We start from the raw sequence: 13,088 nt of genomic DNA on the forward strand, positions 1-13,088 counted from the left end.
AAAATCAACAGGGGGCCATATGAAATGAGCTATTATCATCTTACCATAGCTGAACGTTCGAAAATAGAAGTTTTAAAAGGATTGGGGTACTCTTGTCGTGCCATTGCGCGTCATCTGAATCGTTCTCATACAACGATTTCACGTGAAGTAAAGCGACTGAATGAATGGTCTGCCGAAAAGGCGCAATGGCACGCAGCTGCGCAGAAGAAAAAATGCGGTGCGCGTTCAAAGTTTACCGATGAGCTGCGTGACATCATCGAAGAAAAATTACTAGCGACATGGTCGCCTGAACAGATTATCGGTTCCTTATTTCAAGGAAAACTCGCTTTCAAAACGATTTATCGCTGGCTCTATTCAGGAAAGCTTCGCGTGACGCTTCAAGTACTTCGTCAAAAAGGAAAACGTCAGGCACCACGCGAAACACGTGGTCGTTTCAACGTTGGCACGTCTATTCAACAACGCCCAAAAGAAATTAAAACGCGGGAAACGTTTGGCCATTGGGAATTAGATACTGTTGTTTCAGCGCGCGGTACGAAAGGATGTATGGCGACGTTCGCCGAGCGAAAAACACGTTTTTATGTCGGCATTCAAATCCCGAATCGCTCGGCGCAATCGATGAAGTGGGCTATTGAACAGCTCCTGTCACGTTACCCAAGACAATGTTTTCAAACGTTTACGACAGATCGCGGAAAAGAATTTAGCTGCTACACCGAACTTGAAAAACAGTACGGCATCCCATTTTACTTCGCAGATCCATACGCGCCATGGCAACGTGGGACAAATGAAAATAGTAATGGTCTTTTACGCGAATTCTTCCCAAAACGAATGGATTTGGGGCAACTCACATCATCAAAAATAGAAAAAGCACTTTCATTGATCAACAATCGACCAAGAAAGTGCCTCAACTGGAACACCGCACAGGATTCATTTGAATATGAAGTGGTGCAGTTAATTTGACAATCTATCTTACAAAAAAAGAGGAGCCTATAGCCCCTCGTTACTTGTTATGCTTTTGTGACAACACATTGACCGTCTTGCATCATTACGTTTAATGTATCGCCCGCCACTACATCACCTTTTAACAGCTCATGTGCTACTGCTGTTTCGAGGTGGCGTTGGATAAAGCGTTTAAGTGGTCGCGCACCAAACTGTGCATCCACACCCTCTGTTACAATCCACTCAATTACACTATCATCAACAGTTAATGTTACCTCTTGTTGTGCCACGCGGTCTTGCAATTGTTTTACATATTTCCAAGCAATCGCATGGAAGTGGTCATTAGATAAAGCATGGAATAAAATAATATCATCCACACGGTTTAATAACTCTGGTTTAAAGTGCTGACGTAGTGCACCCATAATAACATTTTCTAAATCTGCATTTGGTGTTTCTTGTACGTCTAATAAATACTGCGAACCAATATTAGATGTCATAATAACAACGGTATTTGTAAAGTTCACTAAGCGACCTTGACTATCTGTAATGCGACCATCATCTAAAATTTGCAGTAAGATGTTGGCAACATCAGGGTGTGCTTTTTCGATTTCATCAAGTAGTACGACTGAATACGGATTGCGGCGTACTGCCTCTGTTAATTGACCGCCCTCTTCATAGCCAATATAACCTGGAGGTGCACCTACTAAGCGAGAGACACTGTGTTTTTCCATGTACTCACTCATATCAATACGAATAAAGTGCTCCTCTGCATCAAATAATTGTGCGGCTAACGCTTTAGCTAACTCGGTTTTACCAACACCTGTTGGCCCAAGGAATAAAAACGAACCAATAGGCTTATTAGGGTCTTTAATACCTGCACGCGCACGCCATACAGCTTCAGTTACTAATTGCACAGCATCATCTTGACCTACGACACGTTCTTCGAGAGTTTCTTTAAGACGTAGTAGTTTTTCACGTTCGCCCTCTACTAATTTAGTTACAGGTATACCCGTCCAACGCGATACAATCGAAGCAATTTCTTCTGATGTTACTTCTTCACGTAAAATACGTGTACCATCACCCTCCATCGCATCCTCTAGCTCATGGATTTCTTTTTCAAGTGAAGGGATTTTACCATGACGTAACTCGGCTGCTTTATTTAAATCGTATTTTGCCTCTGCATCCTCTAAGTCACGGCGGTAGCCATCTAATACTTCACGTTTTTTCTGAATGATTTGTAAGCCTTCTTTTTCTTGCTTCCATTGCTTGCGCATGCCTTCAGATGATGATTTTAGCTCCTCTAACTCACCGCGCAATTGCTCAAGGCGTTTTTGACTCGCTTTATCTGTTTCTTTTTTCAATGCTTGTTCTTCGATTTCGAGTTGCATAATACGACGTGTGACAGCATCAAGTTCTTGTGGCATTGAGTCAATTTCTGTACGAATCATGGCACATGCTTCGTCAATTAAATCGATTGCTTTGTCTGGTAAGAAGCGATCTGTAATATAGCGATTAGAAAGCTCTGAAGCTGCTACAATTGCATGGTCATGTATACGCACGCCATGGTGAAGCTCAAAACGTTCCTTTAAGCCACGTAAAATAGATACGGTATCTTCCACAGATGGCTCACGTACCATTACCTGTTGGAAGCGGCGTTCTAATGCTGGGTCTTTTTCGATGTACATACGATACTCATCTAATGTCGTTGCACCAATACAGTGTAGCTCGCCACGTGCAAGCATAGGTTTTAGCATATTGCCTGCATCCATTGCACCACTTGTCTTGCCTGCGCCTACTATTGTATGAATTTCATCAATGAATAAAATAATACGGCCTTCTGCCTCTTTAACTTGTTTTAATACACCTTTTAGGCGCTCCTCAAATTGCCCTTGATAGCTTGCACCTGCAACAATCGCACTCATATCAAGCTCGTATAATTCACATTCTTTTAAGCCTTCAGGTACATCACCTTTTACAATACGCTGTGCTAAACCTTCTGCGATGGCTGTTTTACCTACCCCTGGCTCACCAATTAGTACTGGGTTATTTTTTGTTTTACGCGTTAAAATACGAATAACATTACGAATTTCCTCATCACGCCCAATAACAGGGTCCATTTTGCCACTCTTTGCGGTTTCAGTTAAGTTACGTCCAAATTGTTCTAATGGTTTTTTATTATCTGTTTGTTGAAATTGCATAGCACTCTCTCCTTTGATTATTGTTTGACCATCTTTGACTAATTACATCTTACAACCTTTTTACCCCGATTGCAAAATATCACTCCGTCTTTTTTGCACTAAAAATTGCCACTATGCTACCTTTTCCTTATCGCCTTAGCTCTGATTTTTATGTTACGATGGAACTAAATGTACATATAAGATTAACAGGAAGCAGGTGATCAAAATGACGATAGCGATTCATAATCAAATCCAGGATATTTTTTTAACAGAAGGGAGGCGCATGCCCTTCGAAAAAAACACACTCATCCCATTGGCGGATGAGCTTGCTGACCATATCGCATATATTAGCCAAGGGCATGTGCAACTCACCCAACAAACACTAGGTGGCAAAGAACTAACTGTCCGAATTTGTAGTGAGGCTGGTCTGATTGGCGATGTTACGTTATTTTCGACCACTGCCCTAACGCCTTTTTCAGCAACAGCACTGACAACAGTTGTACTTTATGTCTTACCAAAGGTAATGATGGAGAAACATATCGCCGCGCAGCCCAATGCAATGATTGAATATATGCAATGGCTACAAATCGAAAATCTCAAGCACCAAAGTCTACTACGTGACCTTGTACTACACGGTAAAAAAGGTGCTTTGTTTTCAACATTAATACGTCTTGCCAATACATACGGTGTACTGCTGGCAGATGATGCGGTTTATATTGACCTAGCCCTTACAAATACCGAGCTTGCTAATTTATGCGGCACAAGCCGTGAAATGATTAATCGCATGTTAAACGATTTAAAAAAACACAATATTATTTCCTTTGATAAAGGCTATATCACCGTACATCAACTTGACCAACTCAAACACGCTATTGACTGCGAAAACTGCCCTATCTCCGTCTGTAGAATTGATTAACGTAGTACAGTATTGTGGCATGCTGTTGACTGCCAAACCTTACAAACAAAAAACTACCACTGACAAATTGTCAGCGGTAGTTTTTGTTTTAACGTACGCCTAATGCGATTTTTGCATAGCGTGACATCATATCTTTTGACCAAGGTGGACTCCAAACAATGTCAACCTCTGTCTTTTTCACTTCTGGTAATTCACTTAGTGCGGTTTGCACTTGGTCTACAATGACTGGGGCCATTGGGCAACCCATTGATGTTAAGGTCATTGTTACCACTGCTGTGCCTTCTTCATCTAAATTAACATCGTACACTAAGCCAAGGTTAACAATATCAATACCAAGCTCAGGGTCGATTACATTTTCGAGTACACCTAAAATACTTTCTTTCATATCTGCATCCATTTGCTTCACTCCTATCTTCTGTAATCATAACAGAAGCCTTTAATGCTTGCCAAATCTTTGATGTAACGTTACGATGCTAACAGAAAGTGAGGGACATTTTTATGATTTTTCAACCGCATTTAATCGTCTTAGATTTAGATGGTACCTTGCTTACCGATCAGCAGACCATCTCGCCTAAAACAAAAGATATTTTATTGCGCGCTCAAGCGGCTGGCCACTACGTCATGATTGCGACAGGGCGTCCGTACCGCGCAAGTATTCCATATTATCAAGCACTCGGTTTAAAGACACCAATCGTTAACTTTAATGGTGCTTTCGTACACAATCCTCGAAACCAACGTTTTAAGGAGCAACATACACCGATTGACTTACATGTCGTTCGTGATGTTGTTGACTCTATAAACCACTTTCAATACGAAAATATTATCGCTGAAATTAAAGATGATGTATACTTACATGCAGATAATGAGAAGTCGCTTGAAATTTTTACGATGGGTGAACCGCGAATCACACGTGGTGACTTAACCGTTTACTTACCAGATAACCCCACAACCCTACTCATTCAAGCTGAGGAACAAGATGTTGCTACGATTCGTAGCCATTTGGCGGATGTCCATGCAGAACTCATTGACCATAGAAGATGGGGCGCCCCCTTCCATATCATTGAAATTGTGCGTAACGGCTTACATAAAGCTGTAGGTATCGCTTTAGTAGCGAAGCATCTCAATATTCCACGCGAGCGTATTATTGCTTTTGGCGATGAGGATAATGACCTTGAAATGATTGACTTTGCGGGCGTTGGTGTTGCTATGGGCAACGGCATTGATCAGTTAAAAAACATCGCCAATGAAATTACAGCTTCTAATAACGAAGACGGTATCGCACGCGTTTTACAAGAGCGCTTAAAATTATAAAAATCAGGGTTTTTCATAGTAGCATTAAGCTGCACAGAAAAACCCTGATTTTTTAACTTTCTAATGTCATTGCCTCACAAGCCATTAATAATTTTTGAGTGTAAGGATGACGAATATTCACTGTCTTTCCTTTTTCAATACTATCCACAATCTCTCCAGCATTCATAACATAAATTTTTTCGCATAGCGTTAAGGCAAGGGTTAAGTCATGGGTAATAAACAACATAGCAAATTTATTTTCCGCATGTAGAGATTTTAGTACTTGCACCACTTCTTGCTGTACCATCATATCTAAAGCAGACGTACTTTCATCACAAATCAATAATTTAGGTTTGACAGCCATCGCTCTAGCAATGACGATACGCTGTAATTGTCCACCACTCAGTTCATGGGGATAGCAATTAAGAATACGTTCTGGTAATAACAGTTTTTCTAAATCTTGCTTTATATAATGTCTAGCCTCGGCTTTCGATAAATGATAAAAATTACGATAAGGCTCACTTAAAAAATCAATGATTTTCATGCGTGGGCTAATAGATTGTAAGGGATTTTGAAAAATCATTTGCACGTCTTTATAGTATGTTTTAAAAGAGAGCTGCTTAACGAGGTGCTCTCGCCAATAAATAGCGCCTGACGTCACATCTTGCATATTAGCTATCAGCTCAGCTAAAGTACTTTTCCCGGAGCCGCTCCCCCCAACTATTGCTACCCATTCATTCTCCATTAAGTCAAAACTGAGTTCTTTAACAGCTGAAATTACTTTGTTTTTAACTGTAAAATTCTTTGTAACATTTACTACTTGTAATACTTTATTTTGCATAAACGGTATCGTCCCCTAACCACCTTGGTGTAGCTAGTAATAATTTTTTCGTGTATGTCTCTTGAGGATTTGATAATAGAGTAGCTGTTGGAGCGCTTTCAATAATTTTACCTTTGTGCATTACAATGATACGGTCAGCAATATATGCTGCACATCCTAAATCATGTGTAATCATAATAATTGACGTATTACTTACTTTACGGAGTTGTAATAGTTCTTCTAATATTTGCTGTTGGGTAATAACATCAAGTGCACTTGTTGGCTCATCTGCTAACAAAATACTAGGTTGCAATACAATTGCTAATGCTATGCTTACTCGTTGTAACATACCTCCACTTAACTCAAAAGCATAGCTATCTAACACTCGTCTCGCATCTGCTTCCGAAAAATTAAGTGTTTGTAAGATTTTACGGCTTTTTTCTATCGCTTGTTCTTTCGTGAAATTTTGATGATTCCGTATTGCTTGTATAAAGTGCGCTTTAATTTTTTTAACTGGACTAAAAAAGAAATAAGGATTTTGAAAAATCATGGCAATTTGATTACCGCGTATACGCCGCCACTGTCTCTTCGAAAACTCTCTAACGTCTTGTGCATTAATTACTATAGCATCAGCTTTTATTTGAAGGTTAGGCGCTAGTAAATTAGCTATCGCTTTCAATAATGTTGTTTTACCACAGCCACTTTCACCAACAACTGCTACGATTTCCCCTTGCTTTAAATTAAACGAGATATCTCGAAGTATATTTTGCGAAGCCGCTGTAACATGTAATTGCTTTATTGTCATTATTTCGTGTCTAGTCAACCTTAACACGCTCATCAATATAATAAATTTCAGACATAAAACGCGCTATGCCTGTTACATTGGCTTTCGTAATAACTGTGCCTTCTTGATAATACATAAATAATGTAGGGATATCTTCCAATAAGATTTCAGTTGCTTCTCTACCTAAAGCATCTCTCTTTTCCTTATCAAATTCATTATGAAAAGCCTCCACAATTTTATCAATCTCAGCATTTGTATAGTTACCTTTGTTTCCCAACGCATCTGTAACATAATTTGCCTCGATAAAATATGCAGGATCCGCGGTAGGCGCTGATGTCCAACGTTCCCATACCAAATCATAATCGCCGTTATTCACCATATCATTAAAATTTTCGACAAGAACGACATCCACACCAATGCCCACTTTTTTAAAATCATCTTGAATAGCGACAGCTACATTTTCAGCATCATTACCATGACCTGTGTTTAATACATATTTTAAAATAATATCCTCGCCATCTAATTCTCTTATACCATTACCGTCACTATCTTTAAATCCTGCTTTATCAAGCAGCGCATTAGCCTTATCAACATCGTATTGATACTTATCTTCTCCTTGGTAACCAAAACTTAACTCCTTAGTAAATGGGCCTACTGCGGGTGTACCCTTTACTAAATTTTCAGCATACATTTCTTTATTTAAGGCGTGTGCCATTGCTTGTCTAAATGCTAAATCATTCATATAAGGTTTACGCATATTAATGCCTAATTGAAATACGCGTAAGTTAGGTCCACGTAATACAGTATATGCTTCATTCCCCTCAAATAACTGCACATCTTTAGCACCGACTTGGGTAATAAAATCTACCTCTCCAGACTGTAAAGCCATTACGCGAGTAGCATCATCTGCAATGCCTTTGACTGTAACTTTATCCACGGCTACAGCACCACTCCAATGCTCAGTATGCTTAACTAAATTCATTTCCATAGGAGGTGCAAAACGCTCGATTTTAAATGGGCCTGTTGCTATTGGATGTAACTTAAATTTCGCTTCATCTTGTTCTGCTGCTGTCGCATCAACAATAATGTATACAGGATCTGCTAAATTGTTTAGCAATGTCGGAAAGGGCTCTGTCGTTGTAATCGTTAGCTTATTTCCTTGCGCTTCAATAGTAGCCACAGGTATTTTTATATCTTCTCTATCAGTAGTAGCAATTGCACGCTCTAAAGATGCTTTTACAGCTTCTGCATCTACTGCTTTACCATTATGAAATGTTACGTCATCGCGTATTGTAAAAATTGTAGTCCTAGTATCCTGTTCTTCCCACTCTTGTGCAATGACAGGCTTAATGTTCATATTTTCATCTAACTGAATTAAGTTTTCTCCAATTCCCATGCGTGATAAATTCCAACCATCCCACGCAATAACCGGATCTAGCTCTTTCATTTCATAAAAGTGAGCAATCGTTAATTGTTTATCTGATGAGGATTTCTCTGAGTCTGTTGCATTTTTGTCATTTCCACAAGCTGATAACAGTAACCCCACTGTCATCGTTGCAGCTATAGCTAAACGTTTATATTTTTTCATTCTCTTATCTCTCCTTTTCAAATTTAGGGTCTAACCAATCTCGTAATTTATCACCAAGTAAATTAAATAATAACACTACAATAAATATAGCTATGCCAGGATAATAAAGTAGCCAAGGAGCCGTTTGAAGATACGTACGTCCTTCACTTAACATGCTTCCCCATTCAGGCGTAGGAGCTTGAACACCTAAACCTAAGAAGGACAAGCTTGCAATTGTTAACATCATCCCCCCTATATCGAGCATATATTGAATAATGAGTGGAGCTGAGATATTAGGTAACATGTAAGCGATAAAAATTTTACTATTACTAGCCCCTGCCATTTTCCCTGCCTTAATAAAATGAGCGTCTTTATAACGAAGTACTAAAGTACGTGTTAAACGTGCATACTTCGTCCACCAAATAAGTGATAAGGCAAGTATCATATTCATAACACCAGGACCAAGCATTCCAACAACCGCAATGACAAATATAATTTCAGGAAAAGCAAGCATCATATCGGCTAATCTCATCAAAGTCGCATCTAGCCACTTGCCTCTTAGTGCTGCAATCAGACCGATTAAAAAACCTAGACTGCTTACTAAAGTAAGCAATAACAATGTCAGTCCAATAGATGTTCTAGCACCATATAAGATTCGCGATAATATACAACGTCCTACTTGGTCGGTACCAAGAGGATATTGTGAACTCGGTGGTTGCAAAACATTCCCTAAATTAGTAGCTAAGGGATCATTAGGGGCTAGATAAGGACCTAGCCAACAAAGTAGCAATATAAAACTTAAACTTCCTAAGATGAAATAAATACGCTTATTATTCATTCCGCTAACGCCTCATCTCTAGCTATACGTGGATCCATTAAATAAACAGCATAGTCCACGAGTAAATTACAGAAAACATATATGGTTGTCATACCTAATACATAAGCTTGTAATAAATCATAATCACGGTAAGTAATCGCATCCATAGCCATCTTCCCTAGCCCATTCCATGAAAATATCATTTCTACGATGACCGTTCCTCCAAGCAATGTGGCTATTGACAATCCAATTAGTGGTAAAATATTAATGATGGCATTAGGTAAAACATAGCGCAACATAATAGTAATTTCAGAAGTACCTGTCATCTGCGCACCAACTACATAGTCTTGTTGATACTGCTCAGCGATTTCAGCTCTAAATAACCTTGTATATTTCCCAATCAAAGGAAATGATAAAGTTACCGCCGGTAGTATAATACTGTGCCAAGTGTTCGTATAGGTTATAGGCAATAAATGTAACTTAACACCAAAAATATAAAGCAAAATGAGACCTAACCAAAATCCTGGTATGGAAATTGTCATTACAGAAAATAAGCGGATAATATAATCTGCCAAGCGGTTTTGGTATATCGCAGAAAATATGCCTAAAACTATTGAACTTATAATAAATAGTAGAAAAGCCACGACAGATAAATACAATGTCAATGGAACTCTACTTAGTAATACATCTACAACATTTTGTCGAAAATGATGCGAATAGCCAAAATCACCGACTGCAATATTCTTCATCCAACGTGTATACTGTACGATAAATGGATCATCTAAGCCCATTTCTTCTCGCAACGCCTTGAGAGCTTCCTCTGTTGGTGTACTGTCGTTAGCAAGTAACTGTATTTCTGCTGGATCACTCGGGCTAATATACATAAGACCGTATGTAATAAATGAAATGCCTACTAATAATAAAGCAAGTTGCCATAAGCGCTGCCACAAGTAACGAATCATGAATTAACAGGCTCCCCCTCATCTTCGCGAGGTGGTAATGTAGCCGCAAAGTTATAAATAAGCGCCACTATACCAACTATAGAACATGTAATGAACATCGCTTGATAAGATACATACTGAATAACAAATCCCATCATAAAGCCGCCTAACGAAAATCCTAGATCATAGGATGCAAGAAAAATACCTAGTAAAATATGACGTTGTGCGTCAGGGACCACAAATGAAATGTGTGTTGTTAATGTGGGGTAAAGCATGGCTGTAGCAATTCCATTAAAAATGGCGCTACTATATAGCAAATAATTAATGTGAGGTAGAACAGCTAGTAAAGTCGTTCCCATAATTGAACTCACTAATACAATTGCCATAAACTTAGGGTGCCAATTTCCATCCGAAGGGATGTATTTTCTAAATAAAAATCGACTAGTCACTACTACAATTGCTTGTAAAAATAAATAAAATGCTGCATTACCAGTTTTTGTTGTAATTAAAAACAACGGCAAAAATGCTGATAAAGCACCGAATACACTGGCACCAAGTAACATAATAATAGAGGATGTGACAAGACCTTTATTTTTCCTAGCCGTACCAAACGCTTTAAACATTTCATGTAGTGTAAAAGATGTATTGTCGTTTTTTGTTTTAGGTAAAGGTGATTTAATAAAAAAGAGTAACGGTAAAAATGCTAGGGATACAATAAGTAACATTAACGTAGTGTGGCTTTGCTGTGACCAGAGTAGCAGAGCTAGAGCTGGACCATACAAACCTGGTAATACGGTAGATAAGGAATACATAGCCATCCCTTGTCCTCTATCTTCATCTCGTAACACATCAGCCACACCAATTTGCATTGCCATCGAGAAAAATGCTGTTACAACACCTTGTAAAATCCGTACAAGATATAGACTACTTACACCTACTATGACATATAAAAGTAATGCAATCGCGTGCCCAACAAGCAACCACTTCATGATAGTAAACACGCTATGTTTCCCTACCATTTGTCCAGCCCAAGGACGTAAAATCATACAAACAAACATATACATCCCCATCATGATGCCAATTTCCGCTTCTGGCATTCCTCCAGCTGAAGCTTGTAAAGGAAAGATTACTGTTAGTACTGCATTAGCTGTGAAATAAAACATCGCTAATCCATACATTTGTATCATTCCTAACGATAGCGGCTCTCTCTTCACTCAAAACGGCCTCCTTTCATCTATCAGAGAAAACATATTATAAAATTAAAAATTATCAGTTTTTTATTTTTATAACTATCTCCCTCTAATTGAGAATATCTTTCATAAACAAGTCTAATTATACCCCCAATAAATCTCCTTATATAACTTAAATTAGTAAATTAAAGTATTCTAAGCACAAAAGCCCTTTTTTTATTCTTTAATACTAACTATTTTACTTTTATCTTTTTTCACTAGCGTCGCGTAAATTTTAATTGAATTTTCTGTCTTCTTGTTTTTCCGCTTGAGAAGAAAAACAAATACACTTAAACATAGGTAGTGAAACATCCATTTTTTTACTATATCCTTTGACGGGTGCGATAGAGATGAGAAAACCTTTATGGGACCGCTTTTCCAGCGATTTTTCGTATCCATAAGTGAGCGGATTTCCACGGTGCCGCTTTGAGTAAACGACTAATTTGTAAATATGTTCTTGAGCTGTTCGTGTCCAATTGTGCCAGCACATGCAGGCAATAAACGATCATCGCGATGTACACTTGATTATGCACGCCTTGTTCGCTCTGCGCGTAGAACTTTTTGATGTTCAGGTGCTGCTTCAACCATTTGAAAAATAACTCGATTGCCCAACGTGATTTGTACAATTCAGCGATTTCATCGGCGCTCAAATCAAATCGATTCGTGATCAGATGCAGTTCGTTACCTTTCGAATCCAACACTTTGATCAGACGAAAGGCATTTTCTGCACGATTTTGTGTGGTGCCAATCAACATCATTTCGTCGGATAACACGCGTGTATCTTCTGGCAATTTAAACGACTCGATTACACGAATAACGGCGTTTTTCCGCAAGCTTGAGACAAAGAAATAGCCATCATCGGTCATGCGGTCAAATCGCTCGTAATCCAAATAACCACGGTCAAAGACGTACATGCATTCTTTGTCGTCAACGAGTACTTCTAGCTGACCACGATCGTGTTCTTTTGCGTTTGTCAGCACGGCTTTGTCTGGATACGAACAGCCTTTTTCTAAGAAAACGAGGCGTAAATGAAGCTTGATCCCTGATTTTGTTTTTCGGAACTCCGCCCACTTGTGATTGTTCAAATTCAGTGGCAACGTACTCGAATCAATGATTTTCAATGGTGTCGTGGTTTTACGATGCTGCTTATACTGCGTTTTTTCATGAATTCGGGCAACTAAATCGAGAAAGAGCTGCTGGAAAACCGCTGTAGGTAGCTGATTTAATCGGCGTCCCAGCTGGGAAAAGCTAATCGATTCTAATTCCGTTACTTTTTGTAGGTCGTCTGAAAACAATGTCTCACTGACAGCCCGAAGACTTTCGGTTTCATTGAGCTGTGCGAATACGAATAATTTCAGGAATGAAGCAATGTGTAGCTTTTTTGTATAGTAATTTAATTGATAGGCTTCTACCAATTCCTCAAGTTTTGTGGAGGAAATCGGTGAAAACCATTGTTCAAATGATGTTTTTCGTGTAAACTTATCCATGTTTATGTCCTTTGTATGGGATTTGGATGGTTTACTACCGCCCAACCAGTATAAAGGATTTTTTGTGCCTGGGTTATATGACAGAAAATTCAGTTTAATATGATGCGTTGAATTATTTTAATGC

At 38.8% G+C, this 13,088-nt stretch carries 12 protein-coding genes; 3 read left to right on the plus strand and 9 right to left on the minus strand.

What is annotated here, in order from left to right; translation table 11 throughout:
* Positions 1–24: 24 nt before the first annotated feature.
* Entirely contained in the window at positions 25–957 is a 933-nt protein-coding gene (locus tag CH76_RS07240; protein WP_036144821.1) for an IS30 family transposase, read from the plus strand.
* A gap of 47 nt (positions 958–1,004) precedes the next feature.
* Here the strand turns inward: CH76_RS07240 and CH76_RS07245 are convergent, their stop codons facing one another.
* On the minus strand, positions 1,005–3,134 hold the full coding sequence (locus CH76_RS07245) for an ATP-dependent Clp protease ATP-binding subunit (protein ID WP_051910270.1): 2,130 nt from the start codon (positions 3,132–3,134) through the stop codon (positions 1,005–1,007).
* Between the two features lie 205 nt (positions 3,135–3,339).
* On the opposite strand from CH76_RS07245, the gene CH76_RS07250 reads away from it, so the two are divergent.
* Positions 3,340–4,029 carry a Crp/Fnr family transcriptional regulator gene (locus CH76_RS07250; protein WP_036144756.1) on the plus strand — a complete coding sequence of 230 codons (690 nt, stop codon included), beginning with the start codon at positions 3,340–3,342 and terminating at the stop codon, positions 4,027–4,029.
* A gap of 88 nt (positions 4,030–4,117) precedes the next feature.
* Here CH76_RS07250 and CH76_RS07255 read toward each other — a convergent pair whose 3' ends face one another.
* Entirely contained in the window at positions 4,118–4,426 is a 309-nt protein-coding gene (locus CH76_RS07255) for a metal-sulfur cluster assembly factor (protein ID WP_036144760.1), read from the minus strand.
* 101 nt (positions 4,427–4,527) lie between these two features.
* On the opposite strand from CH76_RS07255, the gene CH76_RS07260 reads away from it, so the two are divergent.
* Positions 4,528–5,340, plus strand: a complete 813-nt coding sequence (locus CH76_RS07260) for a Cof-type HAD-IIB family hydrolase (protein WP_036144763.1) — start codon at positions 4,528–4,530, stop codon at positions 5,338–5,340.
* A 52-nt stretch (positions 5,341–5,392) separates the two neighbouring features.
* Here the strand turns inward: CH76_RS07260 and CH76_RS07265 are convergent, their stop codons facing one another.
* The 7 genes from CH76_RS07265 to CH76_RS07295 all read right to left on the minus strand — a co-directional run bounded on the left by CH76_RS07265 (position 5,393) and on the right by CH76_RS07295 (position 12,964).
* A complete protein-coding gene (locus CH76_RS07265; RefSeq protein WP_036144766.1) occupies positions 5,393–6,160 on the minus strand; it encodes a dipeptide/oligopeptide/nickel ABC transporter ATP-binding protein in 768 nt (255 codons plus the stop codon).
* On the minus strand, positions 6,150–6,944 hold the full coding sequence (locus CH76_RS07270; protein WP_161769872.1) for an ABC transporter ATP-binding protein: 795 nt from the start codon (positions 6,942–6,944) through the stop codon (positions 6,150–6,152). The genes CH76_RS07265 and CH76_RS07270 overlap by 11 nt, the downstream gene beginning before the upstream one ends.
* A 10-nt stretch (positions 6,945–6,954) precedes the next feature.
* A complete protein-coding gene (locus CH76_RS07275) occupies positions 6,955–8,511 on the minus strand; it encodes an ABC transporter substrate-binding protein (RefSeq protein ID WP_036144770.1) in 1,557 nt (518 codons plus the stop codon).
* Positions 8,512–8,515: 4 nt separating this feature from the next.
* A complete protein-coding gene (gene nikC / locus CH76_RS07280; RefSeq protein WP_036144773.1) occupies positions 8,516–9,328 on the minus strand; it encodes a nickel transporter permease in 813 nt (270 codons plus the stop codon).
* Positions 9,325–10,269, minus strand: a complete 945-nt coding sequence (locus CH76_RS07285) for an ABC transporter permease (RefSeq protein ID WP_036144776.1) — start codon at positions 10,267–10,269, stop codon at positions 9,325–9,327. The genes nikC and CH76_RS07285 overlap by 4 nt, the downstream gene beginning before the upstream one ends.
* Positions 10,266–11,462 (minus strand): MFS transporter, encoded by a 1,197-nt coding sequence (locus tag CH76_RS07290; protein ID WP_081892654.1) that lies wholly within the window; start codon positions 11,460–11,462, stop codon positions 10,266–10,268. Before CH76_RS07290 ends, CH76_RS07285 begins: the two co-directional genes overlap by 4 nt.
* A gap of 377 nt (positions 11,463–11,839) precedes the next feature.
* Positions 11,840–12,964, minus strand: a complete 1,125-nt coding sequence (locus tag CH76_RS07295; protein ID WP_036144778.1) for an IS4 family transposase — start codon at positions 12,962–12,964, stop codon at positions 11,840–11,842.
* Positions 12,965–13,088: the final 124 nt, after the last annotated feature.

Origin of the sequence: Lysinibacillus sp. BF-4, assembly GCF_000743635.1 — a bacterium.
Classification (GTDB): Bacteria; Bacillota; Bacilli; order Bacillales_A; family Planococcaceae; genus Metalysinibacillus; species Metalysinibacillus saudimassiliensis.